27 protein-coding genes and 3 tRNA genes are annotated in these 26,034 nt (G+C 68.5%); 12 read left to right on the forward strand and 18 right to left on the reverse strand.

The window, feature by feature from the left end; genetic code table 11:
- Positions 1-12: 12 nt before the first annotated feature.
- From FB561_RS11475 to FB561_RS11485, 3 genes are all read right to left on the reverse strand, one after another.
- Entirely contained in the window at positions 13-495 is a 483-nt protein-coding gene (locus tag FB561_RS11475; RefSeq protein ID WP_145805870.1) for a GNAT family N-acetyltransferase, read from the reverse strand.
- Between the two features lie 10 nt (positions 496-505).
- Positions 506-1,375: a TolB family protein gene (locus tag FB561_RS11480; protein WP_145805872.1), complete on the reverse strand. Its 870-nt coding sequence runs from the start codon at positions 1,373-1,375 to the stop codon at positions 506-508.
- A gap of 78 nt (positions 1,376-1,453) precedes the next feature.
- On the reverse strand, positions 1,454-2,482 hold the full coding sequence (locus FB561_RS11485; RefSeq protein WP_145805874.1) for a hypothetical protein: 1,029 nt from the start codon (positions 2,480-2,482) through the stop codon (positions 1,454-1,456).
- A gap of 89 nt (positions 2,483-2,571) precedes the next feature.
- Between FB561_RS11485 and FB561_RS11490 the strand changes: the two genes are divergently transcribed.
- From FB561_RS11490 to FB561_RS11505, 4 genes are all read left to right on the forward strand, one after another.
- Positions 2,572-3,357, forward strand: coding sequence for a class I SAM-dependent methyltransferase (locus FB561_RS11490; protein WP_202880590.1), 786 nt, complete (start codon positions 2,572-2,574; stop codon positions 3,355-3,357).
- Positions 3,358-3,589: 232 nt separating this feature from the next.
- Positions 3,590-3,919 (forward strand): hypothetical protein, encoded by a 330-nt coding sequence (locus tag FB561_RS11495; protein WP_145805877.1) that lies wholly within the window; start codon positions 3,590-3,592, stop codon positions 3,917-3,919.
- Entirely contained in the window at positions 3,894-4,490 is a 597-nt protein-coding gene (locus FB561_RS11500; protein ID WP_238335158.1) for a carboxymuconolactone decarboxylase family protein, read from the forward strand. The genes FB561_RS11495 and FB561_RS11500 overlap by 26 nt, the downstream gene beginning before the upstream one ends.
- 104 nt (positions 4,491-4,594) lie before the next feature.
- Positions 4,595-5,179 (forward strand): dihydrofolate reductase family protein, encoded by a 585-nt coding sequence (locus FB561_RS11505; protein WP_145805879.1) that lies wholly within the window; start codon positions 4,595-4,597, stop codon positions 5,177-5,179.
- 8 nt (positions 5,180-5,187) lie between these two features.
- Here the strand turns inward: FB561_RS11505 and FB561_RS11510 are convergent, their stop codons facing one another.
- The 3 genes from FB561_RS11510 to FB561_RS11520 form a co-directional block, all read right to left on the reverse strand.
- The gene (locus FB561_RS11510) at positions 5,188-6,408 is read right to left on the reverse strand and encodes a nitric oxide synthase oxygenase (RefSeq protein WP_145805880.1); all 1,221 of its coding nucleotides are present in this window, start codon (positions 6,406-6,408) and stop codon (positions 5,188-5,190) included.
- Between the two features lie 148 nt (positions 6,409-6,556).
- Positions 6,557-7,240, reverse strand: coding sequence for a DivIVA domain-containing protein (locus FB561_RS11515; protein ID WP_145805882.1), 684 nt, complete (start codon positions 7,238-7,240; stop codon positions 6,557-6,559).
- Positions 7,237-8,412, reverse strand: coding sequence for a globin domain-containing protein (locus FB561_RS11520; RefSeq protein ID WP_145805884.1), 1,176 nt, complete (start codon positions 8,410-8,412; stop codon positions 7,237-7,239). Before FB561_RS11520 ends, FB561_RS11515 begins: the two co-directional genes overlap by 4 nt.
- Positions 8,413-9,294: 882 nt before the next feature.
- On the opposite strand from FB561_RS11520, the gene FB561_RS11525 reads away from it, so the two are divergent.
- Positions 9,295-9,939 carry a nucleotidyltransferase domain-containing protein gene (locus tag FB561_RS11525; RefSeq protein ID WP_145805886.1) on the forward strand — a complete coding sequence of 215 codons (645 nt, stop codon included), beginning with the start codon at positions 9,295-9,297 and terminating at the stop codon, positions 9,937-9,939.
- Positions 9,940-10,011: 72 nt separating this feature from the next.
- On the opposite strand, the gene FB561_RS11530 is transcribed toward FB561_RS11525, so the two are convergent.
- Positions 10,012-10,494 carry an SAM-dependent methyltransferase gene (locus tag FB561_RS11530; protein WP_145805889.1) on the reverse strand — a complete coding sequence of 161 codons (483 nt, stop codon included), beginning with the start codon at positions 10,492-10,494 and terminating at the stop codon, positions 10,012-10,014.
- A 157-nt stretch (positions 10,495-10,651) separates the two neighbouring features.
- On the opposite strand from FB561_RS11530, the gene FB561_RS11535 reads away from it, so the two are divergent.
- Positions 10,652-11,152 carry a DinB family protein gene (locus FB561_RS11535; RefSeq protein WP_145805891.1) on the forward strand — a complete coding sequence of 167 codons (501 nt, stop codon included), beginning with the start codon at positions 10,652-10,654 and terminating at the stop codon, positions 11,150-11,152.
- Positions 11,153-11,251: 99 nt separating this feature from the next.
- Here FB561_RS11535 and FB561_RS11540 read toward each other — a convergent pair.
- The 3 genes from FB561_RS11540 to FB561_RS11550 all read right to left on the reverse strand — a co-directional run bounded on the left by FB561_RS11540 (position 11,252) and on the right by FB561_RS11550 (position 11,580).
- A tRNA-Phe gene (locus tag FB561_RS11540) sits at positions 11,252-11,324 on the reverse strand.
- Between the two features lie 48 nt (positions 11,325-11,372).
- Positions 11,373-11,449 (reverse strand) — tRNA-Asp (locus FB561_RS11545).
- Between the two features lie 58 nt (positions 11,450-11,507).
- Positions 11,508-11,580 (reverse strand) — tRNA-Glu (locus tag FB561_RS11550).
- A 229-nt stretch (positions 11,581-11,809) separates the two neighbouring features.
- Between FB561_RS11550 and FB561_RS11555 the strand changes: the two genes are divergently transcribed.
- On the forward strand, positions 11,810-12,160 hold the full coding sequence (locus FB561_RS11555) for a metallopeptidase family protein (protein ID WP_145805893.1): 351 nt from the start codon (positions 11,810-11,812) through the stop codon (positions 12,158-12,160).
- A gap of 2 nt (positions 12,161-12,162) precedes the next feature.
- Here the strand turns inward: FB561_RS11555 and FB561_RS11560 are convergent, their stop codons facing one another.
- Positions 12,163-12,687: a PadR family transcriptional regulator gene (locus FB561_RS11560; protein ID WP_145805895.1), complete on the reverse strand. Its 525-nt coding sequence runs from the start codon at positions 12,685-12,687 to the stop codon at positions 12,163-12,165.
- A 69-nt stretch (positions 12,688-12,756) separates the two neighbouring features.
- Between FB561_RS11560 and FB561_RS11565 the strand changes: the two genes are divergently transcribed.
- Entirely contained in the window at positions 12,757-13,512 is a 756-nt protein-coding gene (locus tag FB561_RS11565) for an alpha/beta fold hydrolase (RefSeq protein WP_145805897.1), read from the forward strand.
- A 12-nt stretch (positions 13,513-13,524) separates the two neighbouring features.
- On the opposite strand, the gene FB561_RS11570 is transcribed toward FB561_RS11565, so the two are convergent.
- Positions 13,525-14,253, reverse strand: a complete 729-nt coding sequence (locus FB561_RS11570) for a polyprenol monophosphomannose synthase (RefSeq protein WP_145805900.1) — start codon at positions 14,251-14,253, stop codon at positions 13,525-13,527.
- Positions 14,254-14,334: 81 nt separating this feature from the next.
- Between FB561_RS11570 and FB561_RS11575 the strand changes: the two genes are divergently transcribed.
- Both FB561_RS11575 and FB561_RS11580 read left to right on the forward strand, forming a co-directional pair.
- Positions 14,335-15,708: an FGGY-family carbohydrate kinase gene (locus FB561_RS11575; protein ID WP_145805902.1), complete on the forward strand. Its 1,374-nt coding sequence runs from the start codon at positions 14,335-14,337 to the stop codon at positions 15,706-15,708.
- A gap of 10 nt (positions 15,709-15,718) precedes the next feature.
- Positions 15,719-16,570, forward strand: a complete 852-nt coding sequence (locus tag FB561_RS11580) for a hypothetical protein (protein WP_170284632.1) — start codon at positions 15,719-15,721, stop codon at positions 16,568-16,570.
- A 1-nt stretch (position 16,571) separates the two neighbouring features.
- On the opposite strand, the gene FB561_RS11585 is transcribed toward FB561_RS11580, so the two are convergent.
- Positions 16,572-17,528, reverse strand: coding sequence for a TetR/AcrR family transcriptional regulator C-terminal domain-containing protein (locus FB561_RS11585; protein WP_145805906.1), 957 nt, complete (start codon positions 17,526-17,528; stop codon positions 16,572-16,574).
- Positions 17,529-17,713: 185 nt separating this feature from the next.
- Between FB561_RS11585 and FB561_RS11590 the strand changes: the two genes are divergently transcribed.
- Both FB561_RS11590 and FB561_RS11595 read left to right on the forward strand, forming a co-directional pair.
- Positions 17,714-19,321, forward strand: coding sequence for a carboxylesterase/lipase family protein (locus tag FB561_RS11590; protein WP_202880592.1), 1,608 nt, complete (start codon positions 17,714-17,716; stop codon positions 19,319-19,321).
- A gap of 44 nt (positions 19,322-19,365) precedes the next feature.
- On the forward strand, positions 19,366-20,007 hold the full coding sequence (locus tag FB561_RS11595; protein WP_145805908.1) for a GOLPH3/VPS74 family protein: 642 nt from the start codon (positions 19,366-19,368) through the stop codon (positions 20,005-20,007).
- A 15-nt stretch (positions 20,008-20,022) separates the two neighbouring features.
- Here FB561_RS11595 and FB561_RS37840 read toward each other — a convergent pair whose 3' ends face one another.
- From FB561_RS37840 to FB561_RS11615, 5 genes are read right to left on the reverse strand one after another with little or no spacing between them, the layout of a single operon-like run.
- Positions 20,023-20,280: a hypothetical protein gene (locus FB561_RS37840; protein ID WP_170284633.1), complete on the reverse strand. Its 258-nt coding sequence runs from the start codon at positions 20,278-20,280 to the stop codon at positions 20,023-20,025.
- 23 nt (positions 20,281-20,303) lie between these two features.
- Entirely contained in the window at positions 20,304-21,908 is a 1,605-nt protein-coding gene (locus tag FB561_RS11600; RefSeq protein WP_145805910.1) for a hypothetical protein, read from the reverse strand.
- A gap of 27 nt (positions 21,909-21,935) precedes the next feature.
- Positions 21,936-24,422 carry an alpha-mannosidase gene (locus tag FB561_RS11605; protein WP_145805912.1) on the reverse strand — a complete coding sequence of 829 codons (2,487 nt, stop codon included), beginning with the start codon at positions 24,420-24,422 and terminating at the stop codon, positions 21,936-21,938.
- Complete coding sequence (locus FB561_RS11610; protein WP_145805914.1) at positions 24,419-25,063, reverse strand: D-sedoheptulose-7-phosphate isomerase; 645 nt, start codon at positions 25,061-25,063, stop codon at positions 24,419-24,421. The genes FB561_RS11605 and FB561_RS11610 overlap by 4 nt, the downstream gene beginning before the upstream one ends.
- Complete coding sequence (locus tag FB561_RS11615; protein ID WP_145805916.1) at positions 25,060-26,034, reverse strand: ROK family protein; 975 nt, start codon at positions 26,032-26,034, stop codon at positions 25,060-25,062. The genes FB561_RS11610 and FB561_RS11615 overlap by 4 nt, the downstream gene beginning before the upstream one ends.

The raw sequence follows: 26,034 nt of genomic DNA on the forward strand, positions 1-26,034 counted from the left end.
GACATCACGGGATCAGGTGTCGAGTCTGCGGACGTAGCCGTAGCCGGGCTCCCCGTTGATCTCCACGTCGCCGGTCCGGACGAACCCGGTGCGCTCCAGGATCTTCTGCGAGGCCACGTTGCCGGTCGTGGTCATCGCGGTGAGCTGGCTGAGTCCGTACTCGGTCCGCGCGCGGTCGCAGATCTCCCGGACCGCCCAGGTGGCCAGGCCGCGCCCGGCCGACGCCTCCGCGATCCGGTAGCCGAGCTCGGCGGAGCCGTCGTCCACCTCGACCAGGTTGATCCGGCCGACGACGCGGTCGCCGTCCAGGATGACGTGCAGGTGGTCGACCCCGGCCTCCTGCAGGTCGAGGAGCCACTGGTGCCGCTGGCCGAACTCGGCGAAGTACGCGTCCCCGCGATCCGAGATGAAGCGCGCGAAGTACGCCCGGTTCTCCAGCTCGAAGCGCAGTACCTCGTCGGCGTGCCCGGCCTGCAGGCGTTCGATCCGGACCATGCCGCGCAACTTACAGCGGGTACGCCACGTAGGCGAGGTGGTTTCCGTCCGGGGACCAGCTCGGGACGTTCATCGTGCCCTGGCCGCCGAACAGGGTGGCCAGTTCGCGGAACTGCCCGTCCGGGTCGAGCAGCCGGATCCGGACGTCGGCCACGTCGGCGGGGTGGCCGAGGGTCCCGGGTGGGAAGCTCACGTACGCGATCGCGGAGCCGTCCGGCGCGGGATGCGGGAACCAGTTGACCCGTTCGTCGAAGGTGAGCTGCTCCGTGGTCCGGCCGTCGACCGAGGTCCGGAAGAGCTGGGCGTGCCCTGGTTCGGTCGAGGCGCGCTCGGAGTTGAAGTAGATCCACTTCCCGTCCGGCCCGTACTCCGCGCCGTCGTCCGCGTGCTCGTCGTCGGTGAGCTGCGTGTCGGCTCCACCGGCGGCCGGGATCGTCCAGACGTTGGCGATCCGCTGACCGTCCCGGTCCTCCAATCCGATGTACGCGAGCGTGCTCCCGTCCGGCGAGATTCCGTGCAGGTAGTGGTGGACGCCGTGGTCGTTGCTGACCCTCCTCGGCGAACCACCGGCCAGCGGTACGGCGTACAGGTGGCCGTCGTCCGCCGAGACGTAGACCGTGGTCCCGTCCGGGCTGAGGACGTGGTCGTTGTTGATCGGGGGGACGCCACCGAGGTCGATCTCGTCGAACCCGCCGCCACCGTCGACGGCGATCCGGAACAGCCGGCCGTCGCCGTTGACGATCAGGTGGCTGCCGTCGACGGACCAGTTCGGTGCTTCGAAGAGGAGCTCGGTGGAACGGGTCACCAGGCGCCGATCACCGGTGCCGACGTCGACGGTGTAGAGCTCGGCGGACTGACCTGGGCGAAGGCTGCGGGGCATACCGACCAACCTAGAACAGTTCGGCAGTCGGTGCGTTCGAGAGACCCGGCCGACCGGGTGGCCGGCCGGGCCGGTTCGTCAGTGCTGGTAGACCACGCCGTGGGTCGGCGCGATGCCGTTCACCCAGTTCGAGTGGACGATCGTCGGGGCCCCGCCGGCGTGCCGGATCTGCAGTGACAGCCGGACCTGCGGGCAGCCACCGAGCGACGACCTGGCGAACGACCAGGTGCCGTTGACCGTCTTGTGGTGGCGGGCGACCGAGATGAACGTCGAGGTGACCGAGCTCTTGAGCAGCGACCCACAGGCGGTGCCGTTGCTGTTCTGCGGCTGCGCCTCGATCCAGGTCTCGATCGTGCTGCCGTTGTAGGCCGGGGCGCCGCCGCATCTCGGGAACTTGGGCACGTCGGCCTTGTGGCACGTGGTCAGGTTCACGTCCTGGATGACGGTCACCTGCGTGGCCGCGGTGGACAGTACGTGGGTGTAGCCGTTGGTCCGCAGGGTCCCGTTCCACAGCACGGTCTGGTCGGCGACCGGGAGGCTCGGCAGTGCCCAGCGGGCGGCCGTGGTGACTGCGCCGGTACCCACCGGCGTGCTGAGCAGTTCGGCGCCGGCGAGGATGCGCCACTGCAGGATCCCGAACCGGTCGATCACGTCGTTGCGGGCGTAGCTGGACACCTGAACCTCACAGGTGAAGCTCCCGTTGGCCGGTGCGATGAACAGCCACCGCGCCTGCAACGAGGTACGGGTCTCCCCGGGCGTCGCCATGTTCTGGGCCGAGTAGACGCCGCGTTGCCGGCCGTCCGTCATGTTCGGTCCCGTGCAGTGCAGGATGAAGGTCGTCCCCGGGGCGTCGCCACTGCCGAGGCCGGAGGTCAGCAGCTCGGCGGTCAGGTTCTTGGTGTACAGGTACCGCTTCTGCCCGGTGGTCGCCGTGAAGGTGACCTGCGTGCCCGGGATCGACCGGATCACACTGCTGCCGTTCTTGCCGACCTGATAGCGGAACTCGGGTGCGGCCGTGGTCTGTCCTTGTGCCGCTGGGGTGATCCCGACCAGCGGCAACCCGACGACGGCCAGGAGTGCTGTCAGTAAGCGTGCTCGTCTCCTCATCACAGCCCCTTCGCTAGTTAGTGACGTCCGAAATGTCTGGTTAGGGAAGGGTCTATCGGAAACGGCGGACAGCGCCTAGCCTTTCCATCGTGGTGCGCGCTTCGGAGATCGCGCTGAACCGCGAGCTGTGGGCCCTGGTCAACGAGCGGTTCACCGGTCCGGCGGCAGCGGCGCTGTGGTCCCGGCCGGAGATGGGCTGGGGCTTGTACGGGGTGCCGGAGCGGCGGCTCGGCGTACTCGGTGAGGTCGACGGCCTCGACGTACTCGAGCTGGCCTGCGGTACGGCGTACTGGTCGGCCTGGTTGACGAGGGCGGGTGCCCGCGTGGTGGCCGTCGACCTGTCGATGGAGCAGCTGACCACGGCCCGCACTCTGCAACGGAGTACGGGTCCCGCCTTCCCACTGGTACAAGCGGACGCCGAACACGTACCGCTCGCCTCCGCCTCCTTCGACCTCGTGCTGAGCGAACACGGTGCCGCAGCGTGGTGCGACCCGGAGTACTGGCTGCCCGAGGTTGCACGGGTACTGCGGCCGGGTGGACTGCTCGTGTTCCTCACCAACACCGTGCTTTCCGCGCTCTGCGTACCGGAGGACGAGGGGGTTGCCACCAGCAGCCTTCAACGCGGACAGCGCGCTGCGTACCACGTCCGCTGGCCCGGTGGTGGGGCCGAGTTCCACCCGTCGCACGGGGACTGGATCCGGCTTCTGCGGCGCTTCGGCTTCCACATCGAGGCGCTGCACGAGCTCTACGCGCCGCAGGACGCACCGGACCACCCGTACTACGAGATCGTCAGCGCGGACTGGGCCTCCCAGTGGCCCGCCGAGGAACTCTGGGTAGCCCGGCGAACCCTGGAGGCTGTCACCCACAACGGATGAGGTCCGCGCGGCCCGACCGACCCAGAATCGACACCGACCGGGAGGGGAACAGCATGTGGTACGTGTTCATGTTCAGCGCGTTGGCGATTCTGTGTGTGGTCGTGGTCCTGGTGCGTAATGCCCGCACCAAGGCCGAGCGCCGCAAACACGACTGACCGGTCGATTTCGCTGACCCTCGGATCGTCATATACCTGAAGAGAGTCATGTCGAGCGCCGAGGAGGTGTCTGCGTCGTGCCTGACAAGAAGCAGGCGGCATTCCAGGAACTGGTCGATCGCATTCTGAATGGCGAGGGCAGAGCGTCGACAGCGCAGCGGGCCCAAGCCTTCGACAACACGCCGATTTCGCCGTCCGTGGACGCACTGATCGGCAAGGTCGTCGCCCGGCCCGCGGAAATCACCGCGGCGGACGTTGCCGCGGCGAGAACCGCGGTCGGTACCGAGGATGAGCTCTTCGAACTCGTCGTCTGCGCCGCGGTCGGCCAGTCCGCCCGACTTTACGAGGCGGGTCTTTCCGCGTTGGCCGAAGCCACCGGTGATGAAGGGCCGGCCCATGCGTCTTGAGATCCTCAACACCGGGTACACCCGCGGTACCAAAGTGCTCTTCACGATGATCCGGATGTTCTCCGGTCACCCGGCCCCGGACGCCGCGCGCCTCGTCTTCTACCGCCCGGACTTCTACGGCGACCGCGCCAAGGCCTTCACCCAGGAAGCAATGCGCGGCCCCTCCGCCTGGCCGGTCGCCGACCGTGAACTGATGGCCGCCTACATCTCCCGGAAGAACAACAACGCCTTTTGCACAGCAGCCCACACCGCCACCGCCACGCGGGCCGCTTCGGACGCCGCACGCGTCACGGCCGTAATGACCGACTTGGACTCGGCCCCGATCGACGAACCGCTCCGCGCGACCCTTCGACTCCTCGCGAAGCTGACCCAAGAAGGCACGGTCACCGCCGAGGACGTCAGGGCGGTCCTCGCGACAGGCGCCACCAGCGAACAGGTCGAAGACGCCCTCGCGGTCTGCGCGGCCTTCAACACGACCAACCGCCTGGCCGACGCGTTCGGCTTCGAGCAACTCAGCCCGGACGGTTTCGAGGCGGGCGCGAAGTACCTGCTCAAACGCGGGTACGCCTAGCCCTCTTCGGAGGTTCGCGAGGCGATGTCGGATCGCGGCCGCGGTGTTCGTAGCAGGGGTGAGCGGCCGCCAAGAGGAGGCCCACCCTAGGCAAGGAGAGCACCGTGACCGCGATCTACACCTTCGACATCTTCGCCACGCTGGACGGCTTCGGCTCGTACACCGAAGACGGCGACTGGGGCGGGTACTGGGGTAAGCAGGGTCCGGAGTTCCTCGACCGCCGCCTCGCCCTGTACAGCGAGAAGCAGCGGCTGGTCCTCGGCGGCAACACCTTCCGGCAGTTCGTGGACGCGCTCGGTCCGTCCGTCGAGGAGGCCAAGGTGGACGACCCGGTGAACCAGCGGATGATGAGCCTGCCGACCACCGTGGTGTCGAGCAGCCTGGAAGGTCCTCTCGCCTGGTCGAACGCGAAGTTGGAGAGCGACGACGCCGTCGACGTCGTCGCCCGCCTGAAGAAGGAGTCCGACGTACCCCTGCGGTCCAACGGCAGCCTGTCCCTGAACCGGTCGTTGCTGGCCGCGGGCCTGGTCGACCGGGTCCAGCTGACGATCTTCCCGGTGATCTCGGGCCGGACCGGAGCGGACCCGATCTTCGCCGGTGCCGAGGACTTCGACCTCGAACTGCTCGAGTCCCGGACCCTCGACGGCCACACCCAGGAGCTGATCTACCGACCCACCCGGCACGCCTGAGTCCGGGGTCAGCGGAACGCGGGAGGAGCTCCGTGGAGGGCCCGGTGCGCGATCTCGTCGTCGGCGAAGAAGTTCGGCACCAGGTCCTCGGCGTCGTAGTACCGGTGGAAGACCGGGGTCTGCGAGCCGGACATCGGCGGCACGATCCAGCTCCAGTCGGCCGGACACGAACGGCCGGCCCGCTCCTCCTTCTCCAGGTGGACGAGGAACCTCCGCGACTCGGTGTGGTGGTCGGTGATGGTGATTTCGTTCGCCTGGAACGAGTGCAGAACGGCCCGGTTGATCTCGACCAGGGCCCGGTCCCGCCACAGCGTCGCCTCGTCGGAGGTGTCCAGGCCCATCCGCTCCGCGACCTGCGGGACCAGGGCGTACCGGTCGTTGTCGCCCAGGTTGCGGGCGCCGATCTCGGTCCCCATGTACCACCCGTTGAACGGGGCCGCCGGGTACGAGACGCCGCCGATCTCGAGCCGGTTGTTGCTGATCACCGGGACCGCGTGCCAGCGCATCCCCAGCTCGGCGAACCAGGGCAGCTCAGGGTGCTCGAGCGGGACCTCGTGGACCACTGAGCTGGGGACGTCGAACATCCGCGGTCCCTCGTCGACGGTCTCGACGACGAGGGGGAGGACGTCGAAGGCGCCGGGGTGTTCGGGTGGCGTCCACCCGCGCTTGATCACCTCGGCGGTGAAGGCCCGGTAGCGCGGATCCCCGATGACGCGGTGACTCGGCTGGTCGTACCCGGCGTACCGGATGAGCTGCTCGTTCCAGATCCTCGGGGCGGGCCGGATCGAGGTCTCGGGGGCGAAGATGCTGATCATCGGCCGGATCTTGCCGCCGTTGTGAGCCGCGCGCAGATGGTCGAAGCACTGCTCTGCGACACCAGCGGCGTCGGAGACCGCCCGCAGATCGCGGACCTGCAGACTGTTCCAGTACAGCCGCCCGATGCACCGGGCGTTGTTGCGCCAGGCGACGCGCGCGCCGAAGGCCAGCTCCGCCGGGGTGTGCCAGTACGTCCCGGTCATGTCGATCTCGCGCATCACGGCGGCGATCCGCGGCCGGATCGGCGCAGCTCGCGGGTTCTCGTTGTGGAAGAGCTCGAGGAACTCCTCGGCCGCGGCCCGGACCTTGTCGAGGTCGGCGCTCCAGAGGGTGCGCTCCGGGCTGGACCTGGTCACCTCACCCGTCGTCGCGACGGGGCAGAGGTTCCTCGGTTCTTCGTGCTGCGTCTTCATGTCACTCCTCGGGCGAGTGGTTCCCGGATTCGCCCGAGGACTGGATCGCGACCGCGAGAACCGAGGCCACGACAGGTCGTGCGCCTGCCTGGAGCCGGGCGGGGCACCAGGTTCGTCGTCCTCCGGTCACCGAGGAGTGCGGATGCGATCAGGCCGAGCCCGAATGCCGCGGGCCACTCCCGTTCGGGAACGGCTTCTTCCAGTTGCCCAAGTCGTCCAGCCCCTCCCTGTTCGGCGCCGGGGCGCCCGACCCGCCGGCCAAGGACGCGCCGGCCTGGGACGGGCCGGCCTGGGACGCGCCGCCGATCCGGTCGACCTCGGTGGCGAAGGAGTCCACGATCGACTGCATCTGTGCCTGGGCGCTCTGCGCGTACGACCGAACGTGCTGCCCGGCCGTCTCCATGGCCTCCGCGACGATCTGGCGTTCGTGCGCGCGGGCGTGGTCGATGCGCTCGCGGGCGTCCCGGCTGACGTCCTGGACCATCTCCTCGGCCACGAGCTGCGCCTGGCTGAACAGCTGGACGATCTGCTCGTTCACGCGGTCGCCGGCCTGCTCGTAGTCCTCCAGCTCTGCCTGCACGCGCTTCAGCTCCGCCTGTCCACGCTGTACTTCCGCCTGGCCGCGCTGGACCTCCGTCTGGAGCCGGGTGTTCTCCGCCCGGGTTTCGTCGAGCATCTTCTCCGTGGCCTGCATCTGGTCGGCCAGCAGGTCGAGGTAGTCGTGCACCTGGTCGGCGTCGAGGCCGCGCATCCGCCGCTGGAACGTCTCTTCCCGGATCGACGCGGGCGTCTGGTAGCGCGGAGAGTCGTGGCGGCGCTTGCTCTTCGTCACTGGATGTCTCCTGACCTGGTCAGTTCCGGCTGGGCGGTGTGATCGTCCGCAGCCGCGTAGTAGAAGTGCTCGTACTGGATCTGCTCGGTCGGCAGACCGGCGGCGGACAACCGCTCCAGCGTGTGCGCGACCATCTGAGGGCCGCCGCAGACCATCGCCATCCGGCCGTGCAGGTCCTGCCGGGCCGCGATCGTGCCGACCTTCCCGCGCTTCCCCGGATAGGACGGGTCGTCCGACACGACCTCCGTGTAGTCGAACCACGGCCGCGTCTGGGCCAGTTCCCGGAGCCGGGGACGGTCGTAGAGATGCCACGCCATCCGAACGCCGTGCAGCAGATGGACCCGCGGCGCCGTCTGCGTCCGCCGCCACTCGTTGTCGATCTGCTCGAGCACAGCGAGGAGGGGCGCCAGACCGGTCCCGCCGGCGACCATCAGCAGGTCCCGGACATCACCCGGTCGCCGGGTCAGCCGATCGCCGACCGGAGCCCCCAGCTTCACCATGTCGCCGACCTTGAGGGACCGCACCACGGTCGGGCTCACCTGGCCACCGTCGATCTGCTGAATATGCAGGTCGATCGTGCCGTCCCGGCGGGGGGCGTTGGCCGGGCTGAAGTACCGCCACAGCCGCGGACGTTGCGGAATCTCCATCGACAGCGACTGACCGGGGACGAACTGCAACCCGTGCCGGGGCTGGACCGTCAGCAGGGTGAGGTCCATGGTCCGCCGCTCGACCGCGACCACTTCGGCGTCCCACCAGTCCGGGCTGGACTCCGAAGAGCCCTCCGCCGCCTCGACCATGATCCGCGCGATCACCTGGTAGGCCGCGGTCCATTGCGCGGCGAGATCCTCGTCCCACTCGGGCCCGAGGAAGTGTTTCAGGGTCGCGCAGAGCGAGGCACCGACCGCGTTGTAGTGCTCCGCGACGACGGCGTACTTGCGGTGGTCACGACCGAGGTGTTGCAGGAAGCTCGCGTCGTTCTCGATCTGGCCGGCATGACTGACGATCCGGCCGAGCGCGCTGACGAACTTGTCCCGCTGGTTCGACATCGACAGCGGGAACAGCGACCGCACCTCGGGGTACGACACGAACAGATGCGAGTAGAAGTACAGCGGTACCTGTTCTCCGTGCCTCGTCACCTGATCCCAGCTGTGCTGCAGGGCGTTTGCATCCATCGCGATTCGCTATCCGTCCCGAAAAGGTAGCTCCTCGGACGGAACGGGCGGCCTCTCAGTGGGCACCAACTGCTGCCAATAACAGGCAGCCTTTACTGACGGGTACTGCATTGACAAGGGTGCCCTCCAAGATCAGTCCCCGAGTCTGTTCCAGTTTTCCGTCTGACTTCCGTCCTACTGTCTGACTTCGCCAACCTACCCTCGGCCCACAAGGCCGAAACCGCCCGAACACCGACGAAGTGTGAGTGATCACTCAACAGTTCACCGTTCGCAAGCTAATCAGCACTGTGCGTGGTGTTCCGGAAAACTCGGCCGGTCAGGTGCCGACACCGTCATCGGTGGACGCGTCCGCCATCGAGTACAGCGGTCTGTGCCAGAACCCCAGCAGCTGTTCGGTGTTCAGATCGTGCCAGGCCTCTGTCAAGCCCCGACCTGTCGGGTGTGCGCCCGGAGGAGGCTGGGAAATACCACCTCGACGCGCAATTCGCTGCCCGCACCTCGCCCGTAGCGGCGACATCCGCCAACGCGCCATTCCCGGCTCTGCTCGATATCATTGGTCTTTCCGTGAAGAACGCCCAGGGCCGAAGGTGATGCATGGAAACGTGCCGGAAATGCGGACGCTCCAAAGAGGGTGATTTCTGCGGGTACTGCTGGGGACGTGAAGCAGGCGAAGCTTTTCACCGCGGCGGTATCGAAGAAGTCGAGAAAATGAACAAGAACAAGAACTCGGGAGGCGGCGGCTGCATGATCCTCCTCCTGTCCGGAGCCGCACTACCACTCGCAGCAGAAATAGTCCACAGAATGATTTGAGCCTGGCATCGGGGCCCTCGGTGGTAGAGCGCCGAGGGCCTCGTACCTCACGCTGAGCTAACCTCCCGTTGCATGTCGTCGGAGGAGGTCCGCAGCAGGTTGACCGCGCTGGTCGAGGCCCGTGATCGGTGGTTGGAAGAGACAATCCCGACGGTGGAGGCGAAAGCCGTTTGGCTGATCGGCTCGCACGGTGAGGGACGTGGCGATGCCTGGAGCGATCTGGACCTCCTGGTCGTCGAAGGACGGTGCCTACTGGACGACGCGTTGCTCACCATCGAGCTGCCCGACAACGGGCCGGCCGGCGGCGGGTACGTCGGCGCGATGTACGACGTGAACGGTCTGCCGCTGTGGGTCGACTGGTACGAGTGGCCGTCGGCGGCGCCAATCCCTACAGGGTCAAGGCTTCTCGCTGGTTCGGGGACCATGGGGAGCCTGAATCTGGGCGACACCCTCGACCTCGTCGGCAGGGGAGTACCTGGACCGGCTCCCGACCCCGAAACCTTCGCCCTCGCGATGCTCCCGCTGGCCGCGAAGTTCATCGCACGCGGCGACGCGGACAAGGCGACCGCGATGGCAACCATGCTGGGCACAACGCCCACTGTGGAGGGTCTGCGCACCGCACTCCCACGCATCGGAACCCACGAGACAGCCCGCGCTTGTGTGACTCGCTACCTGGATCTCGTTCGAGCTCACGAGAACGAGGGCACGGAGAAGTAATGACGAACTGGTCATCAACTTCGGCTCGAGCCAAGCCGCAGCGTCCTCCCCGCTCACGGCCGACCCAGCCGGCTAGTGGTGCGGCGCGAAGTAGTTGCCGAGCATCTCGGTCGGCCACGACGGTTGGTGGACAGCACCGCGAGCCCCGAACTCGGCGAACCACGGCTTGATGTCGAGAACCGGAGTCCCGTCAACGGCGTCCAGATCCTCGACAAGTAGATCCAGCCCATCGACCTCGAGCAGACGACAACGGGATACGCCCAGCCAGTTGAGCCGGCGCATGTTCCGATGACCGAAGGTCCCCACCTCGGGCCACTCGGGATTGTCCCGCGCCCGTCGAGCACCGAGGTGCAGATCGGTCTTGTCGGTCAGATGAAAGTGGAAGACGACCTCAAGGTGTGAGAACTCGTCGAGACCTTTGGTGGATTCACTGTCGAAGAGAGCGCTGTCGATCCGGATGATCGAGCGCGTGCCACCCCAGTAGTCATCGGTGGGCTCAATCCGCCCGCCGACGACGTGAGCGACAGGCTGCAGAGAGATCGACTGGTCAGTCATCGTTTCCCTTGTGAGTAAGGCGCCGTCAACGATCGAAGTACCTCGCTTGGCCGGCGTGGCGGCTCGGTGCCGTGCAGGCGAGTGTGGCATCAGTCAGGTGGTTCCGACGACTTCGCTCGGGCAGGCTCGACGCCTGATCCGCCGTAGTCTGCGACGTATGAGCTTCACGGCACCCGGCGAACGGCAGCAGTTGAATCGCGTGGCCGACGAGCGCGAGACACTCACCCAACAACTCGACTTCCACCGAGCGACCCTCCTGCACAAGCTGGACGGCCTCGACGACGAACAACTGCGCCGGCCGATGACCGCATCCGGGCTGAGTTTGCTCGGCCTGGTGAAACACCTGGCCGGTACCGAACAGGGCTGGTTCCTGAAGATCTTCGGGGGAAGCGACGAGCCAGATCTGTTCGACCCGGACACAGAGTTCCAGGTCAGGCCGGAGGAGACCGCGGACGAGCTGGTCGAGGCGTACCTGCGCACCTGCGACCGAGCGCGCGAGGTCGTGGCGGCAGGAGCCCTCGACGACGTCGTCACCACACCCTGGGGCGCGCCGGTCAACCTCCGCGCAATCCTCGCCCACCTGATCCAAGAGACCGCCCGCCACAACGGCCACGCCGACATCATCCGAGAAGCCCTCGACGGCACCACCGGCGATTGACACGTAGCAAGTCGCCAGCGGTCGACGTTGCTGGATCAGTCGCTGGACCAGCAAGAGAAACGGAGGATCTCAGAGTGAGAATCCGCCGGGGGAGAAGTGTGGTCAGGGGCGGTCTCGAACCGCCGACCTTCCGCTTTTCAGGCGGACGCTCTACCAGCTGAGCTACCTGACCTCGGAAAACGATGGCGGCGGAGTGTTTTCACACCCGCCGCCGTTCTCCTGGCGACCCAGACGGGACTCGAACCCGCGACCTCCGCCGTGACAGGGCGGCACGCTAACCAACTGCGCCACTGGGCCAGGATGCTCGTCGATGGTACACCATCTCCGAACCTGTCTTGCACCGGTCTTTCGACCGTATCCCCAACGGGATTCGAACCCGCGTTACCGCCTTGAAAGGGCAGCGTCCTAGGCCACTAGACGATGGGGACTCGGACCCGCGGGAGCCGAAGCTCCAGGGACAGCCGTAAGCATAGAGGGTTCCGGCCCAGGGTCCAAAACGAGTTCCTCGGCAGGCAGAAATCGCTCCCGGCGGCGGCGCCGGAACCGGCCGGACGAGCGCCGATCCGAGCACCGGATCCGCCTAGGACCAGGCGGGAGCGCATTGGGTGGAAGGTCGCGATGGCTGGGGCTTGTGGGGCGGATCACTAGGCTGGTGGCGTGATCGAGATGAGCCGGGCCGAGTTCGAGGTGCTGGTCGCGGAGGCCCTGGACGAGGTACCGCCTGAGCTGGCCGCGTTGATCGACAACGTGGCGATCTTCGTCGAGGACGACGCGCCCGCGAGCGACCCCGAGCTGCTCGGGATCTACGAGGGCATCCCACTCACCGAGCGCGGTCACTACTACGGCGGCGTACTCCCCGATCGCATCACCATCTACCGCAATCCCACGCTCGCGATCTGCGAGACCATGGAGGATGTGGTCGACGAGGTGAACATCACAGTCGTGCACGAGATCGCCCACCACTTCGGCATCGACGACGCCCGCCTGCACGAACTCGGGTACGGCTGAGTTCACCCCTCCAGGTCGGCCAGGGTCGAGCGCAGCCACTTCAGCTCGGTACGGCTCGTCGCGGTCGCGATCGTGAACAACCCCTGCCGGAAGGGGTCGTCGAAGTCCGCGGCGCGGAGCGGCTTGTCCCCGTCCCAGAAGAAGCTCGCGGGTTGGGTCAGGAACGTCAGCCGGCGACGCAGTACCGCTGCCTGTGCCGCGGGATCGTCGAGATGCCGCAGGAATGCGAGCAGGGTGAACCACCGGTTCTCGTCCGTGATGAACGGCTCGGCCGGTTCGCGGAGCCGATGCAGCAGGTCCGCGGTACCGGCCTCGGTGAGCGTCAGCACGTGCCGCGGTGCCGCCACCCGGCCAGGCTGAGCCTCTCGGCTGATCAGGCCGGCTGCCTCGAGCCGCTTGATCATCGGGTACAGCGTGCCGTCCGCGATCGGCCGAACGTGCCCGGTGAGCGCCGCCAGCTTCGTGCGCAGGTCGTACCCGTGCAGCGGCTCGTCGCGGAGGAATCCCAGGATCGCGAGTTCCAGCATGCCCAGGACCCTATCTCCTTGCCGTGATACCTTGCCGCCGAGGTATTCGGATCGGAGGGGATCACGGAGATGCAGAGTGCCGAGGTACTACCCGACGGCTCGCGGATCAGGTGGGTCGAGCTCGCGGGGGACGGGCCGCCCCTGGTGTTCGTCCACGGTCTCGGAGCGAGCTCACCCGCGTACTACGGGTCGGTGGCCGGCCGTCCTGAGTTCGCCGGGCGCCGGCGGTTGCTGGTGGACCTGCTCGGCTTCGGGATCAGCGATCGTCCCGAGGATTTCGGGTACACGCTGGAGGACCACGCGGACGCCCTCGCCACAGCGCTCCGTACGGCGGGTACGGGCGGGGCTGATCTGGTCGCGCACAGCATGGGCGGCGCCGTGGCGATCACGCTGGCCGTGCGTCACCCGGACCTGGTCAAACGGCTCGTCCTGGTCGACGCGAACCTGGACCCGCTGACTCCGGGTACGGGCGTGGGGAGTTCGCGGATCGCCGGGTACACCGAGACCGAGTTCGTGGACCGTGGCTGGGCCGAGACGCTCGACCGGGTCGGTGCGCACTGGGCGGCCACGATGCGGCTGAGTGGGCGGGTGGCCCTCTATCGGACCGCGGTCCACCTGGTTCGTGGGACCAGCCCGAGCATGCGGGACCACTTGCACGCGCTCGGCGTACCGCGGACGTTCCTGCACCCGGTGGACGATGCACCGGGTGGGGAGGAGGCGCTCGCAAAGGCAGGTGTGCGCCTCGTGCCGGTGGAGTCGGGGCACAACGTCATGCTCGACAACCCGGATGCCTTCACGGCCGCGGTCGTCGCTGCCACGGCCTAGGTGTGATGTGAGTCAGCGGCGGACGAGGAGCTTCCACGGCATCAGGGCGGACTCCAGCTGGACCTTCAGGCTCATCTTGGAGGCGCCATGGGTGCGCTCCTCGAAGCGGATCGGGACCTCGGCGATCCGGAAGCCGCGGCGGACCGCCCGGTAGTTCATCTCGACCTGGAACGAGTACCCGTTGCTCTGGATCGAGGGGACGTCGATCGCGCGCAATGTGTCCGCCTTCCAGGCCTTGAAGCCGGCCGTGGCGTCCTTGACGTGCAGCCGCAGGATCGCGTTCACGTAGAAGTTCGCCCAGGCGGAGAGCGCACGGCGGTGCCAGGCCCATTCCGCGGCGGCCGACCCACCCGGGACGTACCGGGACCCGATCACGACGCCCGCGTCGGTGGTCCGCAGGGTCTCGACCATGGTCGGGACGACGGTGGCCGGGTGGGACAGGTCCGCGTCCATCTGGATGACGATGTCGGCGTCCTCGGACAGGGCCCGGGTGATCCCGGCCACGTACGCGCGGCCGAGTCCGTCCTTCTCGGTGCGGTGCAGCACGCCGATCCGCTCCGGTGCGGCCTTGGCCAGCTCGTCGGCCACGTCACCGGTGCCGTCGGGGGAGTTGTCGTCGACGACGAGCAGCTGCAGCCCGGGGACGTCGAGGTCCGCGAGCAGGCCGGCCAGCACCGGCAGGTTGTCCCGCTCGTTGTAGGTCGGGACGACGACGATGATCTTGGAGGAGCTCTCGCCCATTGACTTTCCTTCTTCGGGGGACAACGGACGCTATCGCATCAGCGGGTGGACTGGTCCGCATTGGGTCGTAGGGTGCGAACCGTGTCATGGCTCGGGATCGACATCGGGACGACGAACACGAAGGTCTGCCTGCTCCCGGAGGGCCGGATCCGCACCGTGCCCACACCGACGGACGCGGCCGCGCTGCAGCGGGAGACGCTCCACCTGATTGCCGAGGTCGGTGACGGGCAGCGGATCGAGGGCGTGGGCCTGTCCGGCATGGCGGAGACGGGTGTGCCGCTCGGGAGTGAGCTGGAGCCGCTGACCAAGCTCATCACCTGGCGCGACCAGCCCGGCGTCGACCAGGCCGCGCGCCTCGCCGAGGACATCGGCCACCAGGCGCTGTTCGCGCGGACTGGGCTCCGGCTCAGCGCGAAACTGCCCGTGACCACCTGGCGCTGGCTGGCCGACACGACCTCCTTTCTCCGGCGTACCAGGCTGTGGGCGGGTGCACCGGACCTCGTACTCGCTGCGCTGACGGGTACGTATGCCACCCACCTCACCCACGCCCAGCGGTACGGCGTCCTCGATCTACGGCGGCGTACCTGGGACGAGGAGTTGCTCGCGTGGGGCGGTCTGGATCGGCTGCCCGACATCGCGGAGCCGTTCGCGATCACGGCGCGCACCACTCACGGCGTACTGCCGAGTGGGACGCCCGTGGTGTTGTGCGGCCATGACCACCTGGTCGGGGCATGGGCGGCCGGCGTCCGGGAGCCAGGGGAGGTCGCGGACTCGCTCGGTACGTCGGAGGCCGTGGTCACGCCGAGCAGCGCTCCCGTCCTCGACGACGTGCTCCGGCTTCAGGGCATCAGCTCTGGTTGGTACGCCGATGGACGGCGTGGCTGCGCGATCTCCGGGAACGGTGCCGCGGGTGGTCTGGTCGAGCAGCGGCTCGCGTACTTCGATCGGGACTACCGCTGGCTCGTCGAGGTCCTGGACCACGTCGGACCACCCAGCGACCACGTGATCGCGCCGTACCCGAATGGACGGCAAGCGCCTTCTCCGGACCCGACCCCGCGGTACGACGTACGTGGGGCAGCGGCTGATCCGGCGGAGGAGATGCGGGCGCTCGTGGATGCGTTGAGCTATCACGCGCGCTGGATGGCCGAGGAGCAGACGCGGTTGCTTGGGATCGAGTGGCGCAGCACTGTCGCACTCGGTGGGCCGACGCGGCTCGACGGGTGGATGCGGCGGAAGGCGTTGGCGAGTGGCGGCCGGGACTTCGCCGTCGTCCACGGTGAGGCGACGGCCGCGGAGGGCGCTGCGTTGATGGCGGCCGAGGTGGTTTCCGGGCAGCCGTCGGTACCGCTGGAATCCCAGGTGGTCAAGGTTTTTCCACAGCTGGTGGACCAGTGGAATGGCGAAGCCTGGCATCGATTCCATAAGGTGGTGTCCGAGCCCCACCGGCCGACCTGAGGAGATTCCGATGGCCAACACGCTCGACGCGCTCGCCTACGACGACGGCACCTTCGCGATGGTCGCGATGGATCAGCGGGAGAGCCTGCGCACGATGCTCGCCGACCACGGCCGCCCCGACGATCCGGCGGCGCTGGCCTCGTTCAAGGCCGCGGTTGCCGAGCACCTCGCGCCGTTGGCGTCCGGCTTCCTGATCGACCAGGGGTACGACGCGCCTCGGGAGCCAGGGTTGATCCTTGCCGTGGACAAGCTCGCCCAGGAGCGTGGTGGGCCGGTGACGGACACGTACCTCGACGACGTGGACGTGGCTGCGGCGATCGAGCGCGGCGTCGTCGCGTTGAAGTTGCTGGTGATCTGGAAGCGGGACGGTGCGGAACGCCGTCGGCTGGAGATGGCGGGCGAGTTCGTCGAGCGATGCCGCGGCGCCGGGTTGTTGTCGGTGCTCGAGCCGGTGGTGCAGCCGACCGCGGGCGAGGCCGACTTCGACCTGGATCCGGCGATCGTGGCTGCGGCCGAGGTCCTGGGTGAGGTGCGCCCGGATCTGTACAAGGCGCAGGTGCCGAGCCGGGGTGTTGGCGCTGCCGACGAGATCGTGAAGACGTGTGCCCGGTTGACCGAGACGTTGCCGGTGCCGTGGGTGGTCCTGTCGAACGGCGTGGCCCGGGACGACTTCCCGCGAGCGGTCGAGCTGGCTTGTACCAGTGGGGCTTCCGGGACGTTGGCGGGGCGTGCGTTGTGGACTCCTGCGTTGGAGGTCGAGGATCCCGGCCGTGTCCTGGCGACCCGGTGCCGCGATCGTCTCGCGGAGATCACCGGCATTGTTCATCGCCACGCACGTCCGTGGCCTGAGGCGATCCGCTGACTCAGTCGGACTTCTCGAGCAGGGCCGCGAAGCCGTCGAGGTGACGGGCGAGACTGTACTCGAACAGTCCGTCCAGATCGGCGACGGTCTCCTGGTGGACCTGCGCCAGCAGTGGGAACCCCCCGCTCGCGAGCAGTGCGTCGACGCGTTGCTGCTGGGCAGCCATCCAGCGGGTGAGCGTGATGCCGCTCTCCACCTCGGCATCGATCTCGTCCGCCAAGGACACCGCGGCGGCGACGACCACCGACTGCACCGCGAGGGCCTCCTGCATGCGCGTCGTCATGGACAGGCCGAGCCCGTCGAGGGCCTGCAGGGTCCACTCGGTCTGCGCCATCATGTTCGGTGCCAGCGTCGGCCGTGTGAACGAGATGACCCGGGGCAGCCAGATGTGCTGCCGGCACAAAGCCCACTGCGCGCGGGAGATCAGCTCGAGCTTGGCCCGCCAGCCGTCCGGCCCCGGATCGGGCAACTCCAGTTCGCCGAACACCTCGTCGGCCATCTGCGCGACAAGCTCGTCCTTGTTCTCGACATGGCGGTACAGCGACATGGGTGCGACGCCAAGATCGGCCGCGATGCGCCGCATCGACACGGCCTCGAGTCCCTCGGCGTCGGCGATCTCGATCCCCGCCTGGAGCATCGGGCGCTGACTCAACGCTCGGGCGACCGGATCGGGCTGCGTTCGCGCCGGTCGCGTCGACCTGCGCGGTGGGCCGGTCCGCCGCTGTGCCGGCTGCACGCTGACGATCGTGCCGGAACCCACCTTCGAATCGACCAGCCCGTCCTCGCGCAGGGTGGCGACCACCTTTGTCGCGGTGGCGACTGCGACGCCCCAGCGATCGGCGATCTGACGGATGGACGGCAGCCGCTGTCCGGGCTGGAGCTCGCCGGACCGAATGCTCGCACTGATCTCCGCGACGATCCGCACGTAAGGCGGGTCGTTGCGTGCTGCGGACTCCATGGACACCTCTCGATCGTCGATCTGTCCGCCAAGTGTACTAGTTCATTGCTGAATGAACTAGTACACCTTCTCGTCGATTTCACCTTGTCTGGTTGGCATTCTGGCAATGTACTAGTTACGGTGTACGCATGAACATGATACGGCGTACGCCCACCGCTGATCAGACCGGCGAAGGTGGTCGAGCGATGAAGCGCAAGACCAAGGGGATCGCCCTGACCCTCGTCGCAGCGGTCGGCGCGAGCGTTGGGGTGCTCGGCACCGCCGGCCAGGCCACCGGGGCTGGGACCGGCCCGGACGACGCGGTCGTCTGGACAGAGGGCGGCGCGGTGCGCGGGTCGGTGACCGACGACACCCGGGCCTTCCAGGGCATCCCGTACGCCGCGCCACCCGTCGGTGCGTTGCGCTGGCAGGACCCGAGACCCGCCGCGCCCTGGCAGGGCCAGCGCGACGGTACACGACCCGGACCGGCCTGCCCTCAGGATCCGGGCGAGGTCCCTGCCGGCAGCAAGAACGAGGACTGTCTCTACCTCAACGTCATCACACCGGCGTCCGATCCGGCGAAGCCGAAGCCGGTGGTGGTCTGGCTGCACGGTGGTGGCTTCTACATGGGGGCCGGAAGCAACTACGACGCCGAGCGCCTGGCGGCCCGTGGCGACGTCGTCGTGGTCACGGTCAACTACCGGCTCGGGATCTTCGGCTTCTTCGGGCACCCAGGTCTGCCTGGTTCGGGCACGTTCGGGCTGCGGGACCAGCAGGCCGCCATGGCCTGGGTCCGGCGGAACGCCGCAGCGTTCGGTGGCGACGCCCGCAACGTCACCATCGCGGGTCAGTCCGCCGGCGCGGTCAGCAACTGCGCGCACCTGACGTCTCCGACGGCGACCGGGCTGTTCGACAAGGTCGTGATGCAGAGCGGTTCGTGCGAGACGGGCTGGCTGACCAACTTCGAGTACCGGGGCCAGAAGGCCGACGACATCTACGAACCACTTCCCGCCTTGGAGCGACAGGGCCGGCAGGCCGCGACCGAGCTCGGTTGTACCGGTCCCGACCAGGCCGTCGTCGCCTGCCTGCGGGCGTTGCCGGTGGACTCGCTGATGCCGAGGCTGGGCAAGTTCATCCAGCCGGCGTACGGCACCGCGGTGCTCCCCGAGGATCCGGGAACCGCCGTGCGGCGCGGCCGGGTCCACCGAACTCCGGTCCTGTCCGGGAACACTCGCGACGAAATGACCCAGTCGACCTCGTTCTACGACACGGGCGAGCCGATGAGCGAAGCGACCTACGACGCCGTGATGACCGAGACGTTCGGGCCGAACCGGGCGAAGATCGAGGCCGAGTACCCGAGGAAGGCGTACGGCTCCGCCGCCCTGACCTGGGCCGCGATCACGACCGACCGCAAGTGGGCCTGCACCCAGTACGAGACGTCCCGTGGCCTGGCTCGATGGGTCCCGGTGTTCCAGTACGAGTTCGCCGATCCCAACCCGCCGCTGCTCTCGCCGTTGCCGCCGAAGATGCCGATGGGAGCCCAGCACGCGTCCGAGCTGTGGTCGTTGTTCGGCCTGCTGGGGGTCACGCCGAAGTTCACGCCGGAGCAGCAACGCCTGTCGGAGCAGATGATCGACTACTGGGCGAGCTTCGCGGCGACCGGCGATCCCGGCCACGCGGACGGTCCCAGGTGGCCGCGATTTCGGGCGATCGGCCACCCGTACGTCCAGGAGCTCGCGCCGGGTGCCGACGGCATCCGACCAGTCGACCTGGCCCGTCAGGACCACTGCCGCTTCTGGTCGAGGCTGCGCTGATCCCCACCCGACTCCGCCGACACTCACGAGAAGGGCCTCATCAGATGTCAGAGCTCACCGTCGCCGAGGAAGTCATCCTGATTGCCCTCGACAACGACTCCGGAGCCGGCAAGCTCCGCCTCGGCCTCGACTGGGCCGTGGCCGGCGCCGTCGTCGTCGACCTCGTCCTCAGCCGACGCATCACCGTCGATGACGACGACCGGGTCACGGTTCTCGACGCCAGTCCGACCGGTGTGGCTCACCTGGACTCGGCGCTCGGCAAACTGTCCACAGCCGAGCGATTCAAGGTCTCCCGTGTGCTCCGTCGCACCCACCACAGTGCTCCCGGCACCACGGTCTCCTCGCTGGTCGATCGTGGCGTGCTGCGGAAGAAGCGCGTCCCCTTGCTTCCGATGCATCGCTACCCGGCCCAAGAGACGACCACGGAGGCCGAGGTCCGCCGCCGTTTGAGCGCGGCGGTCCTCGAGCGTGGCACGCCCGACGAGCGCACAGCGGCTCTCGTCGGGGTGCTCCACGCAGCCAAGCTGTGGCGGAAGGCGTTCCCCGCCGGCGACCGCAAGTACGTCAAGGGGCGGATGGCCGACATCGCCGCTGGTCAAGCCATCAGCCCCGCGGTTCGTAAGGCCATCACCCGGACCCAGGCCGCGATCATCGCCGCGACCGCGACAGCAGCCAACGCCGGGTGAGTTCGGGTGCGGGGGCTACCAGGAGACTTCGGACAGGTCCTTGTGGGTCAGGGCCTGTTCGCAAGTGAGAAGCAGCAGACCGATGCACCAACTGTGCGAGAGCGTGAGGATCGCGCCCTGAGGGCCGAAGCACTCCGTTTGGTAGTACCGCTCGGTGAGCATGCCACGACGAGCGTTGAAGTCACCGTCCTGGCGGGCGATGAACTGCCGGGCGAAACGCAGGTGTTCGGCGGCCGACTCCGCGTAGGTCGGGTCGCCCGTCAACGACGACAAGGCGACGAGTTCGGGGGTGCAGATCAGGCCGTAGTTGTGGAGGTGCTGGTTCGACGGGCTGGCGTTGTCGGCGCCCCGGCTGCGGAAGCCGTAGGTGCCGAGGATGGTGTGCTCGTCGAAGCGGACGTCGTAGCTGTACCGAAAGTGAGCATCCACTCCGCTGCCCAGCGGGCGAGCTCCACCCATCGGTCCTGCGGATCGACACGATGCAGGGCGACATACGAGATCACCGCTGCGTACCCGTCCTCCGAGGTCGGTGCCAGGTCGACGTCTTCGGGAGCGCCACACAAGGTGCCGTCCACCACCGACGACGCGTAATACCCGCCACCGCGTCGTGCCGCGTCCAGGTACCGCTCGTCGCCGAAGAGTTCGTACGCCTCCGCCAGCGCTGCGATCCAGGTCAGCCCCGCGTCGCCTCGACGGGACAGGACCTCACCCGAATCGCGGTGGTACAAGCTGCCGAAGTTGCCCTCGGCCTCTTGTGCGGCGATCGCGAACTCGAGGTTGCTCCGCGCCGCCGCCTCCCAGCCAGGATGCTGCTCCGCCTCGGCGGCCAGCGCGCGCACGGTGAACAACGTCGCCTCCGCCAACGTGCGCGCATGCAATCCGCCTCGCACCGGGGTCCACGACTGACTCCACCCGTGCTCGGCGTACCAGGTCCCGTGGAACGTGCCCACCGGCGTGAGGCTCGAGGTGATGTGGTCGATCACCGCGATCCCGGCCTCGACGTACTCCGCGTTCCCTGCTCGCCGGCCATGGAGGAGCAGCGCGTGCGCGTACGGGATGCCGCTCACCCAGGCGACGTGCATCGCGTGCCGGTCGCCGTGCTGCCCGACGTCCCCGGCCAGCTCACGATCGAACAGCGCGGTCTCGATCAGCACCGCCGGATCGGGCCGGTAATGCCAACGCCACAACCCGTACGCCGCAAGCTCGGCCGCCGTGGTCACGTCGACCCACGGCCGGACCGGCGGTACGGCGGCGCGTTGCCGTTCCCGCAATCGACGAAGGACGGGGACGTAGCTGGTCCGATCCGCCGGCAAGGTCCATCGACCGATCCGGATCTCGTGTGCCTCCCCGGGCTCCCACCGATACGTCGCCGCCAACGGTTCAACACCCCTAGGCTCACCGACATAGCTGAACGGCTCTTCCCGATAAGGCAGCGAGACCCAAAGACTCGCGGGCCGCTCGGGTCCTGCGCCGAAGCCGAGCCCGCTGTGCCCGAGCGAGGTATCCGCGGCCACATCGAGCGCAAAGCCACCGGTTCGTCCCCAGGAGAAGACCACCGGAGTAGCCGCGCGATCGGCCCGAAACGCCCAGTGGTCCGACTCCAGCGCGTCGATGTCCGACCGACCGATCACGTACCGCGGGTAGAGCCGCGTGCATTCCTCGTCCCGATTGGCCCCGTAGAACACGCCAGGAACCAACCAGTACGGCTCCTCGTCAGCCGCGATCGGCAAAGGCAGCTCAGCCCGAATCCGCGCCTCCATCGGCACCGAACCGTTGTAGCGGACCCGGACCGTGCAGGTCTCCTCGAGTTCGTCGACCGGTTGCACGTCGACCGACAACTCCCAATCGGCGGAGTCGAGCACGGCTCCGTCGGCGTCCTCGACGGTCAGGCTGAGCTGCACCGGATCACCTTTCCCCAGCACCGGCCGTCAGCGGGCCAGGCCGGGTGGCGGTTGCTGCGGGTCCCACTCCAGCAGGTCGACCTCGGTCGCGGGTTCGTCGGTCGACGGTTTGAGGAGCAGCGTCTTCACCTCGTTCGCGCCGAACGTCGTCTCGATCGAGCGACCCAGGAACGGCAGCGACACCGTCACCTCGGCCGGGGCGCCGCTCGTCTCGTACCCGCGGACCACCACCGAGCCGTCGTTCTCCTCGCCCTTCTTCACCACGGACACCACGACCTGCTCCGCACCCGGGCCGTCGACGGTGACGTACGACTGCTGCTCCGGAAGTGGGCCAGGGTGGAAGCATTCGATCAGCGGCGTGATCGGCTGGTTCAGCTCGGCCGCACTCCGCACGACACCGGCCGCCCGCCAATCGCCCGCATGCGGATGCAGCCGATACCGGAAGCGCTGGATGCCCTGGTCGAGGTACTCGTAGACGCCGTCGGCGTCCAGCCGGCGCGGATCGTGCCACGCGTACACGGGCGACCGGACGCACGTCATCGCGAGCACCGGCCGACCCGACTTCGTGCCGTCGACGGCGAACGAGTACTTGCCGTCGTTGAGCAGCGCGACCCCGCCCTCGGGCCCGGAGAGATCGACCCAGGCGTGGGACGGGACCTCCTCGCGATTCTGCTCGCGGACCAGGTGGCCGTACGGGATCTCGTGGGTCGCCTCGGCCTTGTCCAGCGCGAACGGGAAGCACAGCTTCAACGTCTTCAGCTGCTCCCGCCAGTCGATCGTCACCCGGACCTCGACCGCCTCGGCGCCCGCGTCCAGCACGTACTCCTCGATCAACCGCGACTGCTCGTACGCGGACTCCACCCGCACCACCTGCCGGATCGGGCCGTCCGCGAGCCGACGGACCCGGGTCACCTCGAAGGCGCCGGTCGTGTCCCACAGCGAGCGGACGCCGTGGCTCCACGTGTCGGTGTCGTCGTCGATCACCTGGGCGTGCGGGACTTGCCGACGCGCGGACGGAACGACGTTCGGCCCATCGGCCGTCGCCAACGACTTCAGCCAGCCCGTCCGCGGATCGACCTCGACCCGGACGATCCCGTTGTCGAGGACGAACCCGTCCGACGCCGGCTGCCCCAGGTGGTACGACGTGTCGCCGGGGCGCATCGTGTAGAGCTGGTAGCCGAGTGGGGGCAGTTCGGCGGTGAAGGCGACGCGGCGTCGTCCGTTGGCGGTGGCCGCCGAGCGGATCTCCTGCATCTCCAGGGCGCGCCCGGCCAGGCCCTCCGTCAGCGCGATCGCACCGCGCAACGGGGCCGGGTAGCCGAGTTCGAGCTCGACGGTCGCGGTCACCGGCCAGGCGTGCGGGTTGAACACGGCCACCGGGACCATGGTCGCCTCGGCGGGGATGTCGATCTGCCGGGCGATCGACTGGATCGACCGGTTCGCCAGCCGGGCCGCGATCGACTTGGCCTCGCCGAGCTGGTCGCGGGCGTCGTCGTACGCGGGCTCGATCGCGGTCCCGGCGGCGATGTCGTGGAAGTGGTTGAACAGCACCTGCTGCCAGGCGTGACCGAGCTCGGCGGTCGCGTCCCGGGTCCCGCCGACGACAGCCGCGATCGTGGTCCACTTCTCGGCAGCGAGCAGCAGTTGCTCGGCCAGCCTGTTCTGCCGTTTGACCTCGGAGTGCGCGGCGTAGCAGCCGATCGCGTGCGGCTGCAGCTCGGTCGCGTGCACCGGGATCCCGTCGAACGTGCGTGCCTCGTCGAAGAAGCGGCGCATCGTGGACGGGAACATCTCCGGGTAGAGGTCGCGGGCGGCGAGTTGCTTGATCGACTCGATGTTCTCGATGGTCGGCCCGCCACCGTGATTGCCGACGCCGTAGAACACCATCAACGGTTCGGACGTCACCGGCAACTGCTGCAGCGCCTTCGTCACGTGGCCGGAGATCTCGCCGCCGGGCGAGCAGTACTCGTGCGGGATCCGGTACGCGAGGACCCGGGAACCGTCGGGCGCCTCCCACCAGAACTTCTGGCCGGGCAGCTCGCGTTCGTGCGCCTGCGGCCGGAGGAACGCGTACGAGTCGAGGCGGGCCTTGCTCAGCAGCTGCGGCAGCGACGCGTTGTGGCCGAACGGGTCGACGTTGCAACCGACCGTGGCGATCACGCCGAGGTGCTCGGCCAGCCAGCGCTGCGAGTACAACGCGTGCCGGACGAACGCCTCACCGCCGGGGATGTTGCAGTCCGGCTCGACCCACCAGCCGCCGACGATCTCGAACCGGCCCTCGGCGACGCGCTTGTGGATCCGGTCGAACAGCTCCGGATCGTGTTCGGCGATCCAGCTGAAGTAGGCGACCGAGTCGGCGGTGAAGACGTAGTCCGGGTACTCGTCCATCCGGTCCAGCGCGGACCGGAACGTCGCCCGCACCTCCTGGTATCCCTCCTGCCACTGCCAGAGCCACACCGCGTCGATGTGGGCGTTGCCGATCATGTGCAAGGGGCCCCGGGCCGGGCGCGTCATGCGTTCTCCACGGTCTCGTCGTCGGTTTCGTACGCCCACCGGTCCACCAGTTCGCTGATCAGATGGAGGGCGAGCAGATGCATCTCCTGGATCCGGGCAGTCTCCTCCGCCGGGACGACCACCGCCAGGTCGGCCGCGGCCGCCAGGTCCTGGCCGCGGGTCGAGGTGAACGCGACCGAGCAGGCGCCGTTCGCCCGGGCCGCGGCCAGCCCGTTCACCACGGTCGGGGACGTGCCCGACGTACTGAAACCGACCACGATGTCCTGGGGACGGGCCAGAGCGCGGATCTGCCGGGCGAACACGTCGTCGTAGGAGTAGTCGTTCGCGATGCAGCTGACCACGGCGGCGTCGCCGATCAGCGCGACCGCGGGGAGTGGGCGCCGCTCCCGGAGATAGCGGCCGATCAACTCGCCGACCAGGTGCTGCGCGTCCGCCGCGGAACCGCCGTTGCCGTATGTGTAGACCACGCCGCCGGCCTCGAGCCGCCGGATCAGCTCCTCCGCCACCGCCTGGACCTGCGGGAGCCGGTCCCGCATCGCGGCGGCGACCTCGGCGTGCCGGTCGAGCTGCCCGTCCAGCAGGCGCCCCGCCGCACTCGGTGCGGTGTCCGGGCTGCCGACCTCGGTCAGCGTGGTCCTCATGCTCGTACTCCGTTCGCGTCGTCGGCTTCGAGACGGTCGTAGGCGATGGCGGCCGCGCCGAGCACGCCGACGGTGTCGCCGTGGTGGGACAGGACGACGTCGCAGGCCTTCGCGGCCGGTGGCATCGCCTGCCGGAGCGCGGTCTCGCGGACCGGTTCGAGCAAGGGGCCGCCGGCACGGGTGACGCCGCCGCCGAGGACCACCAGGTCGGGCTCCCAGACGTTGACGATCACGGCGACCATCCGGCCGAGGATCGCGGTCGTCTCGTCCCAGATCGCGCGGGCGACCGGATCCCCGCCGCGGGCATGCTCGAACACGTCCTTGGCGGTCAGAGTCCCGACGCCGGCGAGGGACGAGTCCGGCCGATCCAAGAGAGCCTCGGCGGCGCGCCGGGCGATCGACGTACCGGACACGTACGCCTCGGCGCAGCCGCGAGCACCGCAACCGCATTGCCGGCCCTGCCAGTCGACGACGACATGACCCAGCTCGCCGCCCTGGTCGGCCGCACCGCGGAACAGCTTGCCGTCAGCAACCACGCCACCGCCGAAGCCGGTCGAGACGGTCAGGTAGACCAGGTTCTCGACGTTCCAGCCACCCCAGCGGTACTCCCCGAGCGCGGCTGCGGTCGCGTCGTTCTCCACGTACGTCGGCGGGCCGAAGTGCTCGGCGACCAGTCGGCCGAGTGGGACCTCGTCCCAGCCGGGCAGGCCAGGGGGACCGAGGATGACGCCGGTCCGGGGATCGAGCGGTCCACCGCAGCCGACACCGACGGCGGCGATCTCCGGGTGGCCGGCCTCGGCGAGGGCCTTCTCACCGAGATCGACCAGCCGGCTGATCGCGGCCTCGGGACCGGCCGCGAGCGGTGTCTCGGCACTGCGGAACGACGACAGCAGTGTGCCCTCGGCGGAGACCACGCCGGCGGCGAGCTTGGTCCCGCCCACGTCGAGGGCGAGCACGGGAGCTTCTGGCAT

It is taken from the genome of Kribbella amoyensis, from assembly GCF_007828865.1.
Classification (GTDB): Bacteria; Actinomycetota; Actinomycetes; order Propionibacteriales; family Kribbellaceae; genus Kribbella; species Kribbella amoyensis.

Coding starts and splice junctions, on each gene's coding strand:
- FB561_RS11475 (WP_145805870.1), bottom strand. CDS start 495: ATGGTCCGGATCGAACGCCTGCAGGCCGGGCACGCCGACGAGGTACTG.
- FB561_RS11480 (WP_145805872.1), bottom strand. CDS start 1,375: ATGCCCCGCAGCCTTCGCCCAGGTCAGTCCGCCGAGCTCTACACCGTC.
- FB561_RS11485 (WP_145805874.1), bottom strand. CDS start 2,482: ATGAGGAGACGAGCACGCTTACTGACAGCACTCCTGGCCGTCGTCGGG.
- FB561_RS11500 (WP_238335158.1), top strand. CDS start 3,894: ATGAAGGGCCGGCCCATGCGTCTTGAGATCCTCAACACCGGGTACACC.
- FB561_RS11510 (WP_145805880.1), bottom strand. CDS start 6,408: ATGAAGACGCAGCACGAAGAACCGAGGAACCTCTGCCCCGTCGCGACG.
- FB561_RS11520 (WP_145805884.1), bottom strand. CDS start 8,412: ATGGATGCAAACGCCCTGCAGCACAGCTGGGATCAGGTGACGAGGCAC.
- FB561_RS11525 (WP_145805886.1), top strand. CDS start 9,295: ATGTCGTCGGAGGAGGTCCGCAGCAGGTTGACCGCGCTGGTCGAGGCC.
- FB561_RS11530 (WP_145805889.1), bottom strand. CDS start 10,494: ATGACTGACCAGTCGATCTCTCTGCAGCCTGTCGCTCACGTCGTCGGC.
- FB561_RS11535 (WP_145805891.1), top strand. CDS start 10,652: ATGAGCTTCACGGCACCCGGCGAACGGCAGCAGTTGAATCGCGTGGCC.
- FB561_RS11560 (WP_145805895.1), bottom strand. CDS start 12,687: ATGCTGGAACTCGCGATCCTGGGATTCCTCCGCGACGAGCCGCTGCAC.
- FB561_RS11565 (WP_145805897.1), top strand. CDS start 12,757: ATGCAGAGTGCCGAGGTACTACCCGACGGCTCGCGGATCAGGTGGGTC.
- FB561_RS11570 (WP_145805900.1), bottom strand. CDS start 14,253: ATGGGCGAGAGCTCCTCCAAGATCATCGTCGTCGTCCCGACCTACAAC.
- FB561_RS11580 (WP_170284632.1), top strand. CDS start 15,719: ATGGCCAACACGCTCGACGCGCTCGCCTACGACGACGGCACCTTCGCG.
- FB561_RS11585 (WP_145805906.1), bottom strand. CDS start 17,528: ATGGAGTCCGCAGCACGCAACGACCCGCCTTACGTGCGGATCGTCGCG.
- FB561_RS11590 (WP_202880592.1), top strand. CDS start 17,714: ATGAAGCGCAAGACCAAGGGGATCGCCCTGACCCTCGTCGCAGCGGTC.
- FB561_RS11595 (WP_145805908.1), top strand. CDS start 19,366: ATGTCAGAGCTCACCGTCGCCGAGGAAGTCATCCTGATTGCCCTCGAC.
- FB561_RS11605 (WP_145805912.1), bottom strand. CDS start 24,422: ATGACGCGCCCGGCCCGGGGCCCCTTGCACATGATCGGCAACGCCCAC.
- FB561_RS11610 (WP_145805914.1), bottom strand. CDS start 25,063: ATGAGGACCACGCTGACCGAGGTCGGCAGCCCGGACACCGCACCGAGT.
- FB561_RS11615 (WP_145805916.1), bottom strand. CDS start 26,034: ATGCCAGAAGCTCCCGTGCTCGCCCTCGACGTGGGCGGGACCAAGCTC.